The following is a 20,073-nucleotide window of genomic DNA, read 5'->3' on the forward strand; positions in this document are numbered from 1 at the left end:
TCTTGGCGGTTAAATAAAATAAATGTTTAAATTTTAATTCTGAGAATTAATATTTGGATTAAATAAAATCTCTTCTTGAGGAATTTCATAAGTTAAACGCTCATCATCATGACTAAAAGAATCTCCTGAAAAGTCTAACCAGTTAGATCCTCTAGTTCTAGTTTCACGTCTTCTCTTCATAATAAAGTAAGATTGTCCTTCTGCAAATAACTCTAAACGCGCTTGTAAAGCAGCTTCCTCTGCTAAGGCAGGACCAGATAAACCATCAATATAAGAACTGTCATCTAATCTTAAATCTAATAAAGCTTTTAAACTAGTTCTTGCAGCTGCATCATTACCATTTTCTGCCGCAGCCTCTGCGTGTAATAAATACATTTCTGCTATTCTCATATAATGAGAATCTGAATCTATATTAGATTGCGGGCCAGAAAAGGCTGCAAAACCATTAAGCTCTGCTCCTTTATAGTAAAACTTACCAGTAGGTTGTAAACTTGCAGAAAACTGATTTAATCTGATATCATCATCTCTAAAATTAGCATGTAAATCTGCATCCATTCCTTTAGAGTTACCTACGGCAGCATAACTATAACTGTACACGTCCATAAAACCCCACCAAGAAAATAAAGATGCTAAACCTTGACCAGTTGGTGTAATATCAATACCCCACATAATACCAGGAATAGAGTTAATATCATTAAAACCACCTACTGCTCCACTTTCATCTGGCAATAAAGCAACTTCATCTGCAGTCATAATTGGATAATTTCCAGAGTTAACCACAAGTGCAGCATACTCTTCAGTTTTAGGCCAATTATTTAATGCTCCGTAAGTTTTTGCTAATAAACCTCTAACAATATCTTGGTTAATTTCAATTTTATCTTCTCTAACAAAACCTTCTAACAAAGTTTCTGCATCTGTTAAATCTTTTATAACCAAATCAAAAACCTCTTGCAAAGTAGATTTTGGCTGATCTATGTCTTCTGCACTAGTATAGATAGGAAGTACTTCTTGAGACATATTTGTAATATCATTTACAAAAACATGTGCTAAAAAGAAATAAGCGTACCCTCTAAGAGCTTTTGCTTGACCAACTGTATATCTAAGGTTTTCTGTTTCTGGCACTACGTCATTACCACCCGCACCATCTATAACTAAATTAGATAAGTTAATAATTCTGAAAAGAAATCTCCATGGTCTGTAATTATATTCAGAATCTGGGTCTACTGTAGCTGTTAACTCAGAAATTTGTGTTTGTCTGTTATAACTCTTACCTAAATGAGCCATATCTGCAGAAAACATATCTAACTGAATGTACTGTGTAGTAATACCAAAATCTTCCTGACTACCAGTACCACCACTACCTCTACGGTATAAGTTTTCATAAATACCTAGTAATGTAGCTTTAGATACATCTGGATTAATTTTAGAAGCCTCACTCACTTGTTCTTGTGATAAAGTTTCTGTTGGATATACCTCTAAAAAGTCTTCACTACATGAGCTCATAAATAACAAAGCTCCTGCATAAATTATTTTATTTATTGTTTTCATAATATTATAATTTTAAATTAACACCTAAAACAACTGTAGATAATGGATTATATCTGTAAATACTAGATCCACCAGTTATAGATGTAGATGGATTAAATCCTTGTCTTTTTGAGAAAAATGCAAGGTTATCACCTGTAATATAAAAGTCTAACTTTTTTAGACCTATTTGCTCACTAATATCATTTGGTAATGTATACCCTAATCTAACATTATTTAAAGCTAAGTAATCAGATTTTACTAAGAACCTTGTAGATGTAGCATTTTGCTGAATTTGAAATCTTGCATCTTGTCTTGGTATATCTGTAACATCACCAGGTTGCATCCAACGATCTCTAATATCTACGTGGAAGTTATTAGTACCTGCATAATCATTGTCCATTAAGTTTGCATAAGCAGTATCATAAGCATATCCTCCTAAAGAATAGTTAAACAAAGTACTTAAAGTAAAGTTACCGTAAGAAGCGTTTAACCTAAAAGAACCTGTAATGTCTGGAATTGCTGTTTTGTTGATAAACTTATCTGCAGCTTCAGAATATACCTCAGTAATATCTTGAACTATTGTTGCATCAGGATTATCATTCATATATGATGTTAAATTGGTAATAATCTCATCACCAGTTCCAAAAACACCATCTCCATCTAAGTCATTAAAACTACGCTCCCATTGTGCTGCACCAGTATCTACGTTAACACCTGCATAAACTGGCATATAATAGTCATATAATGAACGCCCAACTGTACGAGCATAATTTCCATCTATATCAAGCTTTTGTTGTTCACCTGTTGCAGGGTCAATAGGCATTGCCTGTAATTCATTTTTGAAAGTAGAACCATTAATTCCAAATGATAAATTAAATTTATCACTATCAACTATTTTAAAATCTAAATCAAATTCTACACCTGAATTTAATAATTCACCGTCATTAACAGATATTAAAGCATAACCTACTGAAGGGCCAACTCTTCTGTCAAAAAACATATCTGTAGTAGACTTTCTGTATGCTTCAATAGAACCATCAACAAAACCGCCAAGTTCAAATTCTACACCAACGTTAAACTGGTTAGAACTTTCCCAAGTAAGATCTGGATTACCTTTTGTAGCAAAAGCTAAAGAAATGTTATCATTTAAGTTATTAACAGAGTATAAGTTGTAACCAGGATAATAATTATTAGCAGTACCGTTTAATACACCAGAGTTACCTAGAACACCGTAACTAGCCTTTAATTTTAAAAAGTCTACAAACTTAGAGCCAGACATAAAATCTTCTTGAGAAACTACCCATGCACCACCAACAGAATAAAAATTACCCCATTTTTCATTTACAAATCTTGAAGAAGCATCTCTGTTAAAAGTAGCATTTAAAAAGTATTTGCTTGAAAAGTCTAAAGTTGCATTTGCTATATAACTTTCAGTTCTCTCATCTCTAGTGAAACCATCACTAGGTGCATTTACAACACCATTTGAAATATCTGTTCCAAAAGGAGTCACTAATTTAGAACGCTCAGCTTCTAAGTAATTAAACTCATAAGCAGTTGCTACGTGAGATACAAAAGCTGATAAGTTCATATTATTAAATGACTTGTTGTATCTAAGTCCTGTTCTAATAGTATAGTTTTTCACCTCAGATCTAGATCTGTTAATTACACCACCCTGACCTTTAGAAGGACTATAAAAAGGTTCATTTAAAAGAATATCATCACTCATAAAATATTGGTAAGAGAAATTATTCTCTAAATCTAAACCTTCTACTAATGTTATTTTTAAGTCATTAGTAAAGTTTACAGAGTTATCTTTTGACCTACTAATGTTAATTTGAGAATCTGCAACACCATTTGTAGCAAAACCAAAACCACGACCATCTTCTAAACCATAATCATACAAGAAACCACCATAAATTGGATCTTCTATTTTGTTTCCGTTTGCATCTCTTGTAAACAGAGGATATATTGTTGGTAAGTTATCAATCCACCAAAATTGAGAAGAAGAAGAACTTCCTGTCCCGTTGTTATTGGTTTCACTTTGAGCGTAGTTTAAAGAAGTATTCATTTTTATAAAGTCTCTAAACTTATTTGTTGCAGAAATACGAGCATTTAATCTTTGGTAATCTGTATTACTTGCATAACCTTGATCATCAATAAAACCAACTGATGTATAAACTGAAGAATTTTCACCAGTATTAGCTAATGATATGTTACCTTCTATTCTGTTAGCACTTTGAAAAGCAAAATCTTCCCAGTCTTCTGGCGTATATCTTCTAGTTACTCCTGGTCTAACCATTCCTGTAGCAGGGTCTATTAATTCAGAAACACCTTGAGCACCGCTATCACTAACATTCCACATATTGTAAACAGGTGAAATATCTGAAACATCTGCATTTGCACCTTCAAATAAATTTGCATTTGCATAATCTATTGCTGCTATTTCATCACCATTATTTTCTAATAAACCTCTCTGGTAAGTTCCTTCCCAAGCTATACCAATGTATTCCTCTGGAGATTCAATAGTTTCATATCTACCAATACCTTGGAAGTTAGCACCTGTTTTAATAGATACGTTAATTTCATTACCAGTATCTGAACCTCTTTTAGTTGTAATTACAATTACACCATTAGCTCCTCTTGCTCCATAAAGAGAGGTTGCAGAAGCATCTTTTAAAACTGTAACAGATTTAATATCATTTGGATTGATATCATTTAAACTACCTCTAAAAGGTGCATCATCTACAATATACAACGGACTTTGACTACCGTTTACTGAGCCAAAACCTCTAATTCTTACTGTAGAAGTACTACCAGGCTGACCTGAAGTATTAAATACAGAAACCCCAGCTGCTTCACCAGCTAAAGCCTGAGAAACGTTAGTAAATGATTTTTGAGAGATGTTCTCCCCTGCAACTACTTTTGCAGATCCTGCAAAAGAAGTTTTTGACACGTTACCAAAACCAGTAACTACTACTTCGTCTAAAGATTCGGCATCTTCAGCCATTTGCACATTAATTGTTGAGCTAGCACCAACTTTTCTGTCAGTGTTTTTTTGACCAATATAACTGTAACGCAATACCTGACCAACTTTTGCACTGATGGTGTAGTTACCATCAAAATCTGTTTCTGTTCCTGTAGAAGTCCCTACAATTAAAACAGTAACACCTGGTAACGGAAGACCATCCTGATCTGTAACGTTACCTGTAATTGTTTTCTCTTGTGCATAAGAGAAACTCATAAATAACACCAACAAGGGTGTTAAAATCCAAGTTACTTTTGTTCTCATTTATTTTAATTTTTGAGTTAGTACTTAGCAAAAATCTTAAATTTAAGTTAAAGAACCAAAGATAAAATGTTAATACGCAAATTTTATGTTAAAAACATTACATAATCGTCATAGTATTAACCTTTTACGATTGCAAAAAAACATATAAAAATACACATTAAAATAACATTTGTTAATTTATACTGTACTAAAAATCATACAAATAAAAATATAATGGGTTGTATAAATTAATAACTCCACAAAACTTATTGTTTTGAGAAAAATAAAAATTATAAGATTAAAGCCTATTAACATTAATTAACATTAACAATCTAAAGACTACATATTTATGTTTTTAACAAAAAAACCGTCAAGAGCAATAGCTCTTGACGGTTAAAATATAAAATGTAGAAAAGCTACTGCTTATCTATTAGCATTTACAGAGTTATCTATATTCTCATTGGCATCAATTTCTACCTGAGGAATTTTTAAATAAAATCTCTTATCATTTGGTTCTAAATTCTTTACAATTCTGTGATTAGGAGTTCTAACAATGCCTCTTTGTAGACGCTTGGCATCAAACCACTCAACACCAAACTCTCCATACATTTCTTTTCTTCTCTCTAAAAGAATTTCTTCCTCAAGAGCAGCACCTGTATTAGAGGACTTAACAGCCAATGGATCTCTATTACTTTGTAATTCAAATAACAAATCTTTAGCTCCTGTTTCATCTCCTTGTCTAAACTTAGCTTCTGCTTCAATTAAAATCATTTCCGCAGTTCTCATAATAACTATATCACTAGAGAAAGCAAACAAGAATTTTGTACTTGTAACCTTAGTATAATCAGTAGCTGTACCAACCTGAAAAGTATTACGAGCATCTGTTGCAGTAAACTCATTTGAAAAGTACTCATTAATATATACATTATTATATGCAGGTGTAATTGGATCTACAAAGGCAGATGGTGCATTATAGTAATAGTTAGATTGGTCACCTGTTTGAGGCATACCCCATATCCATTCTTTATTGCTAATATCATCAAAACCGTTTCCGTAAGTAGCAGGATCTAAAACCTCGTTAACATTACCTCCGTAAGCAGCAAAGGCAGCAGCTTCTGCACCACTCCAATTACCCATTGCTAAGTAAACTCTAGCCAATATACCATTAGCAACATTAACATTAACATAGGATTTCCCTAACCTTTCTTCTGTTAAAGAAGAAATTGCAACTTTTAAATCATCTACAATAAAATCATAAAGTTCACCTAAAGTCCCCATAGGTTTACCCTCTGTTGAAAGCTCAGTATAAATTGGAGGCGCAGGTAAATCTCTGTTAGCCTCTGTATAACCTTCTTGAAATTCTAATGCTAACTGAAAATAATAAAATGCTCTAAGTGCTTTTGCTTGTCCCGTAAGCTCTTGTTTATCAATTTCTGATAGTTCAGAAGTTTCTACTCCATTAATACACGCATTAATTTGGTTAATCATATAATAAGGAAATTCCCATGAAAAAGAAGTTCTACGGTAAGTAGGCTCTCTGTTATCATTATCATAGTCAAAACCCCACCATGAACGAGCATGAATTAAATCATTACCTTTTATTGTTCTTGCGAAATAAATAGAATTTACCCCTGCAGCATCAACACTTGTAAATTGGCGTCTAGCTCTTCTGGCAATTCCAGACAGAAAAGATTCTACACCTGTTCTAGACCCAAAAATTACACTTTCTGCAACTACTTCAGTTGGCTGTGGTTCATTCAAATAATCTTCTGAACAACCAACAAATACTAAAGAGCTTGTGCATAATAAGGATAGTATTCCTTTTTTTATAATATTCTTCATTTTCTTTAAATTTTATTAAAATTGTACATTAAGACCTAAACTAATTGTTTTTAACAAAGAAGATCTACTGTCTGTAGTACCTGCTAAACTTTGTTCAGGATCTATTCCTTTATGGCTTTGCCAAGTAAACAAGTTATCACCTCTTAAGTAAATTCTAACATTGTCTAAATATGCCTTTTTAGTAATATCTGACGGTAAAGTATATCCTAAAGTAATAGCTCTTAATCTCACATAATCATTATCAAATAAGAATCTTGTAGATGTTCCATTAAAGTCATTCTGAGAATTTAATAATAAAGGCACATCAGTAATGTCACCTGGTTGCGTCCATCTATTAGCTATATCAGGAGAAGCGGTGTAACCTGGTCTAGAAAAACCATCCATTAAACCAGCATATGAACTATCATAGACTTGCGCTCCAAAACTAAAATTAAATAACATATTAAAATCAAAACCTCCAACTTTTAAATCTGTTGTTAATCCTCCTGTTACATCTGGCAAAGAAGAACCTTGGTAATACCTTGTTGCCTCAGAGTAATCTTTTGTTGTTTCTCTTTCTCCAGTCGGGTTACCATCAACATCCAATACATCTTTATACCACATACCGTATCCATCTTCAGGATCTACTCCTGCCCAGTCCTGAATAAAGAAATCATATAAAGACTTTCCTTCTTTCCATTTTTTAGTACCAGTAATAAATTCATCCTGAGTTAGCTCTGTAATTTCATTTTTATTAATTGCAGCATTAACTCCTAAAGTCCAAGTAACCTTATTGTTTTGAATTAATCTTCCTGTTAAAGACATTTCGTAACCAGAGTTTTTAATTGACCCTACATTAGTAGTTATACCAGAGTTACCTGTAGAAATTGGTAATGGTTTAGTATATATTAAATCTATAGACTCCTTACTGTAGTATTCAAAGCTACCATCTAATCTATCATTAAGCAAAGAAAAATCTAAACCAACATTAAATAATGCCGAAGTTTCCCATGTTAAATTAGGATCTGTTACATCTCCTAGTAATACACCAGTGTTATCCAACTCATTGTTTCCTGTTTCAAAACCTTGTAAATAAGGAAAATATGACGAAGTACCATTATTACCTAACTCACCATAAGAAGCTCTTAACTTTAGTAGATTAATAGTACTACTACCTGCCAAAAAGTTCTCATCTGAAATTACCCAAGATCCACCAACAGAAAAGAAGTTACCCCATCTTGTATCTTCAGAAAATCTTGAAGAACCATCTCTACGGTATGAACCTTCTATAAAATATCTATCTTTATAGCTGTATGCTAAACGGCCTAAATATGATGTTAATCTATCTTCACTAATAAAGCCACTAACACCTTCTGGCAGCGTACTACCATTTAAAACTTTTACACCTGGTAAAAATCCAGTTCCTTGAGCACCTAGTGCATCAACTTTTAATTTATAGGCTTCAAAAATTGCATTTGCCTGTATACTATGATCTCCAAAAGTTTTATCATAGTTTAAAGAGTTGGTAAAGTTAAAAGTTGTAGTAATATCTCTATCTTGAGCTACACGCCCACCTACACTTGATGCAACACCTACATCGTAAGCATCATAACTATTACTATCAAATAAATAATTTTCGTAAGACAAATTCGTCTTAAAAGATAAATTATCAGAAAATTTAATTTTCGCAAAACCGTTTACTAGGGCATTAGTTCTTTTGTTAACATCATCATAATTGTATAACGAACCTACTGCATTTTCATTACCTAACAACGGTCTACTACCATTAACAGATTGACCTGGCGTAGAACCATAATCATATATTCTATTACCAGAATTATCTAAAACAAGACCTCCATTTTCATTTCTTCTATATAATGGATATATTGAAGACATACTGTATATCCATTGGTATGAACTTTGAAAAGTACTTCCTGATTGAGTAGGGAAATTTTGTTTTGATGTAGATAAAGATGTATTTAAACCAACTGTTAACCAATCTTTAACTTCGGTTTCTAAATTTAATCTAGTTGTAAACCTTTCAAAATCTGATTCTCTTACAGCCCCCTCTTGGTTTAAATAATTTGCAGATAAGAAAAACCTTGAAGATTCTCCACCTCCAGAAATACTTACAGTATATTCGTTACGTTGTGCTGCACTTCTTAACATTTCATCTTCCCAGTCTGTCTCCCATAACGAAGTAGCTCCTGGTACTAAATTACCATTTTGATCTACAGGCTGAGCAACATTATATGGATTGTACCCTAAATTAGAAATTAAACTTTGTGATGCATTAATACCTGCGTCTGTTGCAGACTGACCAGTTATGTATAAATTTTTATTTCTTTCTGCTTCCCAAGAATATCTCATCATATCATCATTACCAATACGGTCGTGTAATGCAACAGCCGGAGTAGAAAAACCAGACACAGCCGAAACTGTAATTTTAGAACCTGAATTGTATGACCCCTTTTTTGTGGTAATTAAAACAACACCATTTGCCGCCCTAGAACCATATAAAGCTGTAGATGATGCATCTTTAAGAATATTCATAGATTCTATTTGATCACCACTAATACTATTTATGTTTCCATTAAACGGAACCCCATCTACCACAATTAAAGGCTCTGCACTGGCATTAATAGAACCTATACCACGAATTCTAATAGTTGGATTAGAACCTGGCTGACCACCTGACGTAATTACATTAACACCAGCAACAGTACCTTGTATTGCACTTGTTATAGTTGTTAATTGTTGACTATCAATCATTTCCTCTCCTAATGAGGTTACAGAACCAACAATAGACTTCTTTTTTTGCGATCCATAAGCCACCACTACAACCTCATCCAATGCCTCAGCATCTTCATCCATTTGCAAACTTATAGTGTTTGATGAACCAACTTTTCTCTCAGTAGTTTTTTGCCCAACATAACTGTAACGCAATATTTGTCCTACACTTGCTTTGATAGTATAATTACCATCAAAATCTGTTTGAGTTCCTGTAGTTGTTCCTACAACTAATACAGTTACTCCAGGTAATGCCAAACCTTCATGATCTGTAACATTACCAGTAATTGTCTTCTCTTGCGCATAAGAGAAGCTCATTAACATCACCAATAAGGGTGTTAAAATCCAAGCTACCTTCGTTCTCATTTATTATTATTTTTTGAGTTAGTATCTAACAAAATTCCTAATTAAGAGTTAAGCTCACAAGAAATTATAGTTAACGAAAGCAGTAAATGTTAAAAATAAAAGAACTATTAAGCTTTTACTAAAATTAAGACACATAAAGCAACAAAACACCTTATTTTTTAACCAAAATAATGTGAAAAATTTAAATACAAAATGATTAATACTTAATACCAACTAGTAAAAACCTTACAAAAAAAAACATATGTATATACTAGATAATATAACAGTATATATATAATTAAATAGCGTTAATCCAAACAAGTTTTTATGATAACTAATTATTATCAGTAAAAGTTAAAGGTTCTTAAGTGTGAATTTTTTAACCGCACAGAACACAATACATTTAAATAAAAATTATACTTAGTTTTACATTCCAATTATCACTTTTTATGTTAAAATCTTACTACAAATTAATTAACGAGGCAGGAACTGATGAAGCGGGACGTGGTTGTTTAGCAGGACCTGTTACCGCTGCTGCAATTATTTTACCAGAGAATTTTAAAAACGACATATTAAACGACTCCAAATTGCTATCTGAAAAGAAAAGAGAACTTTTAAAACCTATTATAGAAGAACAAGCCATTTGTTTTGGAGTTACACATATTTACCCTAAAAAAATAGATGAAATAAACATTTTAAACGCGTCTATACTTGCTATGCATAAAAGCGTAGGTAAGCTAACTACCAAACCAGAGTTTATAATTGTTGATGGTAACCGTTTTAAACCTTATAAAAAAATTGAACACCAATGCATTATTAAAGGCGACTCAAAATTTTTGAGTATTGCAGCAGCCTCTGTATTAGCAAAAACGTACAGAGATGCATATATGGAAAAAATACACAAAGAATTTCCTATGTATAACTGGAAAAAAAATAAAGGTTACCCCACTAAAGAGCACAGAGAGGCTATTAGAGAATTTGGACTAACAAAATACCACCGTAAAAGCTTTAAACAATTACCAGAGCAATTAAAATTTCCGCTATAGGTAAATTAATTTAACTTTGTTATTATAAGTTGTAATTGTATGAAATTAAAAATTGTTATTGCGTTACTCATCATTTGCTGTTTTAGTTGTACTAGTAAACAACAAACTAAAACACATATTTTAGATTACTTACCTAACAACTCATCTGTAATTTTAAAAATAAACGATTACAATAGCCTTAGTAGTAACATTAAAAATAACCAGGTTTTAAATACTTTAATGAACTCTCATAAATTTAAAACTTTTAAGGAGGCTAGTAAAATTTTAAATCATTTACAACCAAACAACAAAGGTCTTTTAACTTTTAATACTAAAGATAGTATTATTAGCAGCTATTTATACATTACCAAAGATTCTGTTAACCTGCATAATCTTGATAGTTTATTTACCCACAGTACAAAAACCATAAACAACATTAATTATAAAGAGTATAAAATAGACAGTGTTTTATATTATACAGTTACTAAAAAACCGTTTACTATTTTTTCTTCAGATAAAGATTTAATTATAAGTACACTTAATAGCTCTAAAAGTGTAGACCCTAGTATTTATAAATTATATAATGCATCTAACAACAATAAAACTGCTACAATTTTCACCAATAAAAATAATGATTGGTTTTTAACAAATATTAGTAATAAAGACAGCCTAAGCATTAAACAAAATATAAATTGGGTTTCATTAGACATTAACACCAAACAAAATCAATTAAATTTAGCTGGGATTACCACAACTAATGACAGCCTTGTTAACTTTTTAAATTTATTTAAAAATACCAAAGCAGTAGCTAATAGAGCTCAAAATTATGCACCTCTACAAACGGAGGCTATAACATCATACACATTTACAAACTATACAACATTTGCAAAAAACAGATTAAAATATTTAGGTATAAAAACCAAAATTGACTCAATTTTTACTACGGTTGAAGAAATAGCTATAATTACAACAAATTCTAAAAAAGCAGTTTTACTACAAACCTTTGGCGCAGATAATATAGATGAATACTTAAGTACTTATAAAAAAACTAACAACAAAGACAATCCTATAATTACATTAAATAGCAACACTATTTTAACATCTATTTTTAGCCCTTTAATACAGGAGTTTAGTACCAATTACTACACTATTTTAGGTAATGCTTTTATTTTTACTGAAGAAATTGAGACACTACAAGACATTATTAGTAATTACAAAGCAGGTACCACTTTTAATAAAACACCACTATACACATCTGCTACAGAAACTATGGCAAAACAATCTTCTGTTTTGCAAATTTCTAATTCTAAAAAACTTGAAGAACTTTTAAATTCCACCTTTTTAGAAAACAAAATTAAACTTGATTTAAATGATTATTTTTATGCAAACCAGCTTGTTGCAGATGCTAACTTTTACCACACTAATATAACAATTCAAAAAATTAATAAAGCAACTAAGGCTAACACTACTACTCCAATTTTTACTATACAATTAGATAATGATTTAGCCACAGAACCACAATTTGTAAAAAACCACAGAACCAATAAAAAAGAAATTATAGTACAGGATATAGAAAATAATTTATATCTAATTTCTACAGACGGAAAAGTATTGTGGAAAAAACAATTGGAAAGTAAAATACAAGGAAAGATAAAACAAGTAGACCTATACAAAAACGGTAGGCTGCAATTTGCTTTTACAACCAATAATCAGTTTTTAATTTTAGACAGAAACGGAGAATTAGTTGCCCCCTTCTCTATAACTTATGATGGTGGAAACTTGAACGAATTAGCCGTTTTTGACTATGAAAACAACAAAAATTACAGATTTGTTGTTACCCAAGGCAAAAAAGTATTTATGTACAATACTAAAGCAGAAATTGTTACAGGTTTTAAATACACAGAAGCTAGCAGTTCTATAATAAAAAAACCACAGCACTTTGTTGTTGGCAATAAAGACTACCTGGTTTTTATGCTTGAAGACGGCTCGCTTAAAATTTTAAACCGAGTTGGTAAAGTAAGAGTAAAAACAACTAATAAAATTGCATTTTCTAACAATGATGTAGTCTTGTTTAAAAATAAATTTACAGTTACAGATACTACTGCTGTTTTACACCAAATAACTACCAACGGTAAAACTTCTGCTTCTAAATTTAACCTTATTAAAGATCACGGTATAGATGCCACAACCAATACACTAGTATTAATGGACCAGAATACCATAACCATTAAAGGAAAAAAAGTAACTTTAGAGTTAGGTATGTACAGTAAACCAAAAATATTTTACATAAACAATAAAATATACGTTACCGTTACCGACTTACAGAACCAAAAAATATATTTGTTTGATAGCAACGCAGAAGCCATACAAAACTTTCCGGTTTACGGAAGCTCATTAATTGACTTAGCCGATATAGACAATGATAAAAAGCTAGAACTGGTTGCTAAAGACTTAGACAACTCTATAATTGTGTATAAAATAAATTAATAGCCTATTTTAAAACCATTTCCGCTTCAAACAATGCTGTAAAATGCTTTAGTAATTTCTCTTTTACTTCTGCTATATTTACTTCTTTTTTACCCAATTCAACGTTTAAAGAAGTTACTGCTTTATCTTTTATTCCACACGGAATCATAAGATCAAAATACCCTAAATCTGCATTTACATTTAAGGCAAAACCGTGCATTGTTACCCATCTACTAGCGCGCACACCCATTGCACAAATTTTACGAGCAAACGGTGTACCAACATCTAACCAAACTCCAGTTTCTCCTTCAGAACGTTCCGCTTTTAAACCATACTCTGCTAAGGTTAAAATTACCATTTCTTCTAACAGCCGTAAGTATTTGTGTATATCTGTAAAAAAGTTATCTAAATCTAATATTGGGTAACCAACTATTTGTCCAGGACCGTGATACGTAATATCTCCTCCTCTGTTAATTTTATAAAAAGTAGCGTTTTTTTTAGCCAATTGCTCTTCATCTATTAACAAATTAGCCATATCGCCACTTTTACCTAAAGTGTACACGTGCGGATGCTCTACAAACAAAAAGTGATTAGGTGTTTTTAAACCAGCATCTTCTCGCCTGTTTTTTATTTTTATATCTAAAGTTTCTTTAAAAAGATCTTCTTGGTAGTCCCAAGTTTCTTTATAATCCTTCTGTCCTAAATCTTGTAGAAATACTTCTTTATTCATTCTACAAAGATACAATTATCTGTCTGGATTATTCAATATTATAAGTGCCGCAATTGTGCCAGGCACCCAACCGCATAACCATAGTAAAAATACAATAACTATAGATCCGCATCCTTTACCTATAACAGACAAAGGCGGACATAAAATAGCCAATAAAACTCTCCAAAAACTCATTTATTATTATTTTGATTGATGTACTTATATGACGCTTCAAAACACTAATTGTTACTATTTTTCTTCAAATTTATTCCAAAACACTATTTAAGGTTTGTTTTTAGGTTGATAAACCAAATACTCATTAACCAAAAACAGCACTTTTAACCCTTTTGATTTACAACATACTAGCATCAAAATATAAAAATTTAAAAACCTTTATATGCTAATGTACTTTCTACTTTGATAGATTACCAGTTTGTAACTATATTTGCAGCCTTAATTATAGATATATGCAGCTTTCGGAACAAGAAATCATCAGAAGGGAAAAATTAGGCAAGCTAAGAGAAATGGGCATTAACCCATATCCGGCAGATTTATACCCAGTAAACACTACCTCTAAACAAGTTAAAGAAAATTTTGAAGAGGGTAAACAGGTGATTATTTCTGGTAGATTAATGTCTAGAAGAATTCAAGGTAAAGCTTCTTTTGCAGAGCTACAAGATGGCGAAGGTAGGGTACAAGTTTATTTTAACAGAGACGAAATTTGCCCTGGTGAGGATAAAACCCTGTATAATGATGTTTACAAAAAACTATTAGACATTGGAGATATTATTGGTATTGAAGGTGATTTATTTACTACACAAGTAGGTGAAAAAACAATAATGGTTAAAAAGTTTACATTACTTAGTAAATCTTTACGCCCATTGCCGTTACCAAAAGTAGATTCTGAAGGCAAAGTTTTTGATGAATTTAATGACCCAGAGTTACGTTACCGTCGTAGATATGCAGATTTAGTTGTAAATCCGCACGTTAAAGAGGTTTTTGTTAAGCGTACTAAGTTGTTTAACGCAATGCGTAGCTTTTTTAATGACGCTGGTTATTTTGAAGTAGAAACTCCAATTTTACAACCTATTCCTGGCGGTGCCGCTGCTAGGCCATTTATTACACACCACAACAGTTTAGATATTCCGTTGTATATGAGAATTGCTAACGAGCTTTATTTAAAGCGTTTAATTGTTGGTGGTTTTGATGGTGTTTATGAGTTTTCTAAAAACTTTAGAAACGAAGGAATGGACAAAACACATAACCCAGAGTTTACAGCTATGGAAATTTATGTGTCTTACAAAGATTATAATTGGATGATGGATTTTTGTGAGAAACTACTAGAACATTGTGCAATTGCTGTTAACGGTACAAGTGAAGCTACATTTGGCGAGCATAAAATTAATTTTAAAGCGCCTTATGCACGTGTAACAATGGCAGATTCTATTAAACATTTTACTGGTTTTGATATTACTGGTAAAACTGAAGCTGAAATTTTTGAAGCAGCTAAAGGTATGGGTATAGAGGTTGATGCCACAATGGGTAAAGGAAAACTTATTGATGAAATTTTTGGCGAAAAATGTGAAGGCAATTACATACAACCTACATTTATTACAGATTACCCAAAAGAAATGAGTCCGCTTTGTAAAGAGCATAGAGATAACCCAGAACTTACAGAGCGTTTTGAGCTTATGGTTTGTGGTAAAGAAATTGCAAATGCATACTCTGAGCTTAACGACCCAATAGACCAAAGAGAGCGCTTTGAGCACCAATTAAAGCTTGCCGCAAAAGGTGATGATGAAGCTACTGAGTTTATTGATGAGGACTTTTTACGTGCTTTAGAATACGGTATGCCACCTACATCTGGTATGGGAATAGGAATGGATAGGTTAATTATGTTTTTAACCAACAACCAATCTATACAAGAGGTATTGTTTTTTCCTCAAATGAAGCCAGAACGTAAAGCGGTTGCTTTAAGTGATGAAGGTAAAGCTGTTTTAGCTCTTTTAAAAAAGGCTGAAAAACTACCATTAAATGAATTAAAATCTAATTCTGGTTTAAGTAATAAAAAATGGGATAAAACTATTAAAGAATTAACAAAAAATGGTGTTGCTAAAGTGAATAAAACTGATGATGGTTTGTTTGTAGAAATAGCGTAAAATCCATTTACCAATAAATTTAAAACAGCGTTACTATTAAGTAACGCTGTTTTTGGTTAAAAGATAACCATCATCAAAACAAATAAGTTTGTTTGTTTTAATTTTTAAGTACTGTTAAATTAATCTTCATTTTTATCATTACGGTCTATGTACTGCACATCTCTTGTGTTTTTTTGCACCGCAATTGCAGAAAATAAACTCAATAAAAAAGACATACCGTAAAATCCTTTTTCACTCAACAACAAATCTGCATTCCACAAACCTACTATTAACAACACTATAGATGCTACCGCTGCAAACCAGCTAATACCGTAATAAATATCTGTCACAGGTACATCCTCTAACCTATCTCTCACTGCTTTTTGTACAGATATTACAGAGAATAATCCAAAAAGTAAAATTGTAAAGTAGTATCCTTTTTCATTTAATAACATATCTGCGTTCCATAAACCAATACAAAACGCTGCCATACCCACAAATAAAGATGTCCAAGCAGCACCTATAAATGCCGGAGTTGGCTTTTGATCATACACTTTTTTACTTTTCTTCTTTTTTGATTTCAATTCTTTGTCTAACGAAACATTTGTTTGATAATCCATAATTTTTGTGTTTTGATTACGGTACAAATATGTAACGATTTAAAACCTACAACAACACAACTTACACAAATAACTGACGATATATTTTATACAAAATAAATTAAATAGCCTATATTTATATGAAAAAATAAATTTTTAATGACGATTAAATGACAGATTTAAACTTAATAATAACTACATTAACCGCAGAAGAACAACAACAATTTGTATTTTATCTAAAAAAAAAGAACAAACGTAGCGACATTAAAAACATTCAGCTTTTTAAATTATTACAGCAGAACAATTTATCTTCTACAGAAATTTGTAACCATTTATATAGTAATAAAAAAAATGCTTACCACGCATTAAGAAAACGTTTATACAATTCTTTAATAGATTTTATAGCTAATATTAATCTGGAAGAAGAAAACTCTGTTGATATGCAAGTCATTAAATACATATTAGCATCAAGATCATTTCTGCATAATAAACAGTACAAGGTGGCTTATAAAATTTTAACTAAAGCAGAAACACTAGCAAAATCTCATTATCTATTTTCTATTTTAAACGAAATTTATCACACTAAAATTCAGTATGCCTATGCTAACCCAGATAGCAACATTACTGTTCTCATTAATAAATTTAAAGAAAACCAGAAAAACCTGTTTATAGAAGATCAATTAAATATTGTGTACGCCAAAATGCGCAAAACACTAAATAATATAACCTATAAAGGAGATGTAATAGATATTGAAACTTTACTAAAAAAAACACTAGAGGAGCACCATATTTCGGTTAACGAGTCTATGTCTTTTAAATCATTATACCAATTAATAACACTGGTAAGTATACCTGCCTTTGTTACCAATGACTATTTAAAAACAGAACCCTTTATCATAAAAACCTACGCTATTTTAAAAACACATAAAAGCGCCAGCAAACAACTGTATTACCATATAGAAGTATTGTATTTAATTGCAAACACATTATTTAGAAATAAAAAGTTTAACGACTCACTTCACTATCTAAAGCTAATGGAAACGCAAATGTTAGCAAACAACAAAAAATATTACAATTCTTTTAAATTAAAACATCAATTTTTACTTGCTTTAAACACTAACTACAGCAGCCAACAAGAAAAGGCTATTGGTATTTTAGAAAAACACATAAACACTAAACACGCAGATACAGACTCTTTACTTAAAATCTACTTAGCCTTAAGTATGTTTTACATACAAGCCCAAAGATTTAAAGATGCTCACCATATATTTTCTAAATTTTACCATACAGATAACTATTACGAAAGTAAAGCGGGAAAAGATTGGGTTATAAAAAAGAATTTAATTGAGATTATTTTACATACAGAGTTAAATAATATTAACCTTGTAGAGTCTAAATTACGAAGCTTTAAAAGAAATTATTTTACATACCTAAAACTAATAAAACAAGAAAAAGCAATTACCTATTTATCTTTTGTAGAGCTATATTATAAGGACCCAAGTTTTATTACTACAACTAAATTTAAAGACAAAGTAGAAAACTCTTTTGAGTGGATAGGAAAAGAAAAAGAAGACATTTTTGTAATGAGTTTTTATGCCTGGTTAAAAAGTAAAATGGAAAACAAACCACTTTACCTAACCACATTAGAGCTAGTGCAATTAGCTAAAGAAAATTAATTACAGTTTTTAGCTTATGTAAATTTCTTTTCTTTCTGGTTTGCTCTCAAATTCTATATTTGTATAATTATAAGCATTATATATTATGGCAATAAGCAAAAAAATTGGACTAGTAGCTGGGCCTCTAGTTTTTTTATGCATTATACTACTACCCACAACAATACTATCTACAAATGCAGATGCTGTTATAGCAATAGCTCTATGGATGGTTATTTGGTGGATAACGGAAGCTGTATCTATTTCTGTTACCGCACTACTACCTTTAATTTTGTTTCCTATATTAAAAATAATGCCTTTAAATACAGTAGGTGCTAACTATGGTAATAAAATTATTTTTTTATTTTTTGGTGGTTTTATTTTAGCACTTGCCCTAGAAAAAGTGAACTTACACAAACGTATAGCTTTAAACATTATAAAAATTACTGGCACTACCCCTAACAAAGTAGTATTAGGTTTTATTATTGCTACTGCAACCTTAAGTATGTGGATTAGTAACACTGCAAGTACAGTTGTAATGCTACCAATAGCTGTGTCGGTAATAAAATTATTAGTTAATGATAAAGATGGTTTTACAAAAAGTGATAAAAATTTTGCTCTTAGTGTAATGCTAGGTATTGCTTTTTCTGCAAACGCTGGTGGTATTGCTACCATTATTGGCACACCTCCAAATTCAGTTTTAATTGGCTTATTAGAAGAGCAATACAATATAGAAATATCATTTTTAAAGTGGATGATAATTGGCTTGCCATTTTCAATTGTATTACTAACTGTTATCTACTTTGTGCTTGTAAAATGGATGTTTCCTAATAAGCAACTTGAGTTTTCTGCCTCTAAGGACGTTATTAATTTAGAATTAAAAAAACTTGGACCAACTAGTAAAAAAGAAAAAATGGTATTGGTAATTTTTGCCATTACTGTGTTCTTATGGATTTTTAGAACCCTAATAAATTCTATTTTTCCAAAACTAGGCTTATCAGATACTGTAATTAGTATGATAGCTGCAGTATCTTTATTTGCTGTGCCTTATAACTTAAAAAAAGGAGATTTTATCTTAAAATGGAAAGACACAGAAAAGTTAGCTTGGGGAATATTAGTACTTTTTGGCGGAGGCTTAGCATTAGCAAATGGTATGGCTACAACAGGTATAGTTACTACTGTTACCGAAACTATATCTAACAGTAATATAAACATCTTTTTTACGGTATCATTATTAATATTGCTAATGTTGTTTATGACAGAGCTTATGAGCAACGTTGCTTTAATAACTGTTTTAGCTCCTATTGTTGCTGGTATTGCAATTGGTTTAAACATACCAATGCTACATATACTTATACCTGTTACAATGGCTAGTAGCTGTGCTTTTATGCTCCCTATGGCTACACCTCCAAACGCAATTGTATTTGCAAGCGGATATATTAAAGTAAAACAAATGGCAAGAGTTGGTGTAATTTTAAACTTAATAGCCGTAGGCTTATTAATAGTACTTTATCAATTTATTCTACCACTACTCTTTTAAAAAACAGAATAGCCTCTGCAAAGCAAAGGCTATTCAATCGACTAATTCAATCTTTCAAAGAGATTCCAAAATTCCTTTTTGATGTTGATTGTTATATAAATAGACGAAAAAATTCTTTAAAAGTTACAACAAACACAAAATTTTAACATATTTATAATTAAATCGTAATTTAATTAACAAATGTTAAGTTGTG

12 protein-coding genes are annotated in these 20,073 nt (G+C 31.3%); 5 read left to right on the plus strand and 7 right to left on the minus strand.

Annotated features, from left to right (window positions below; translation table 11 throughout):
• Positions 1-33 precede the first annotated feature (33 nt).
• The 4 genes from BFJ87_RS01075 to BFJ87_RS01090 all read right to left on the minus strand — a co-directional run bounded on the left by BFJ87_RS01075 (position 34) and on the right by BFJ87_RS01090 (position 9,772).
• Positions 34-1,548 (minus strand): RagB/SusD family nutrient uptake outer membrane protein, encoded by a 1,515-nt coding sequence (locus BFJ87_RS01075; protein WP_077398797.1) that lies wholly within the window; start codon positions 1,546-1,548, stop codon positions 34-36.
• A 4-nt stretch (positions 1,549-1,552) separates the two neighbouring features.
• A complete protein-coding gene (locus BFJ87_RS01080; RefSeq protein WP_077398799.1) occupies positions 1,553-4,816 on the minus strand; it encodes a SusC/RagA family TonB-linked outer membrane protein in 3,264 nt (1,087 codons plus the stop codon).
• A gap of 402 nt (positions 4,817-5,218) precedes the next feature.
• Entirely contained in the window at positions 5,219-6,637 is a 1,419-nt protein-coding gene (locus BFJ87_RS01085; protein WP_077398801.1) for a RagB/SusD family nutrient uptake outer membrane protein, read from the minus strand.
• A gap of 15 nt (positions 6,638-6,652) precedes the next feature.
• The gene (locus tag BFJ87_RS01090; RefSeq protein ID WP_077398803.1) at positions 6,653-9,772 is read right to left on the minus strand and encodes a SusC/RagA family TonB-linked outer membrane protein; all 3,120 of its coding nucleotides are present in this window, start codon (positions 9,770-9,772) and stop codon (positions 6,653-6,655) included.
• 428 nt (positions 9,773-10,200) lie between these two features.
• Between BFJ87_RS01090 and BFJ87_RS01095 the strand changes: the two genes are divergently transcribed.
• On the plus strand, positions 10,201-10,797 hold the full coding sequence (locus tag BFJ87_RS01095) for a ribonuclease HII (RefSeq protein WP_077398804.1): 597 nt from the start codon (positions 10,201-10,203) through the stop codon (positions 10,795-10,797).
• 39 nt (positions 10,798-10,836) lie between these two features.
• Positions 10,837-13,263, plus strand: a complete 2,427-nt coding sequence (locus tag BFJ87_RS01100) for a hypothetical protein (protein ID WP_077398806.1) — start codon at positions 10,837-10,839, stop codon at positions 13,261-13,263.
• A gap of 4 nt (positions 13,264-13,267) precedes the next feature.
• On the opposite strand, the gene lipB is transcribed toward BFJ87_RS01100, so the two are convergent.
• Together lipB and BFJ87_RS01110 are read right to left on the minus strand one after the other, a co-directional pair.
• Complete coding sequence (gene lipB, locus BFJ87_RS01105; RefSeq protein ID WP_077398808.1) at positions 13,268-13,972, minus strand: lipoyl(octanoyl) transferase LipB; 705 nt, start codon at positions 13,970-13,972, stop codon at positions 13,268-13,270.
• Positions 13,973-13,987: 15 nt separating this feature from the next.
• Positions 13,988-14,146, minus strand: a complete 159-nt coding sequence (locus tag BFJ87_RS01110) for a YqaE/Pmp3 family membrane protein (RefSeq protein WP_013620258.1) — start codon at positions 14,144-14,146, stop codon at positions 13,988-13,990.
• Between the two features lie 272 nt (positions 14,147-14,418).
• Here BFJ87_RS01110 and lysS point away from each other — a divergent pair, with 272 nt between their 5' ends.
• Positions 14,419-16,110, plus strand: coding sequence for a lysine--tRNA ligase (gene lysS / locus BFJ87_RS01115; RefSeq protein WP_077398810.1), 1,692 nt, complete (start codon positions 14,419-14,421; stop codon positions 16,108-16,110).
• 119 nt (positions 16,111-16,229) lie between these two features.
• Here the strand turns inward: lysS and yiaA are convergent, their stop codons facing one another.
• Entirely contained in the window at positions 16,230-16,709 is a 480-nt protein-coding gene (yiaA, locus tag BFJ87_RS01120) for an inner membrane protein YiaA (RefSeq protein ID WP_077398812.1), read from the minus strand.
• Positions 16,710-16,858: 149 nt separating this feature from the next.
• Here yiaA and BFJ87_RS01125 point away from each other — a divergent pair, with 149 nt between their 5' ends.
• Positions 16,859-18,364 carry a hypothetical protein gene (locus BFJ87_RS01125; protein WP_077398814.1) on the plus strand — a complete coding sequence of 502 codons (1,506 nt, stop codon included), beginning with the start codon at positions 16,859-16,861 and terminating at the stop codon, positions 18,362-18,364.
• An 85-nt stretch (positions 18,365-18,449) separates the two neighbouring features.
• Complete coding sequence (locus tag BFJ87_RS01130) at positions 18,450-19,880, plus strand: SLC13 family permease (protein WP_077398816.1); 1,431 nt, start codon at positions 18,450-18,452, stop codon at positions 19,878-19,880.
• Positions 19,881-20,073: the final 193 nt, after the last annotated feature.

The sequence above is a fragment of the Cellulophaga omnivescoria genome (assembly GCF_001999725.1).
In the GTDB taxonomy this organism is placed as follows: domain Bacteria; phylum Bacteroidota; class Bacteroidia; order Flavobacteriales; family Flavobacteriaceae; genus Cellulophaga; species Cellulophaga omnivescoria.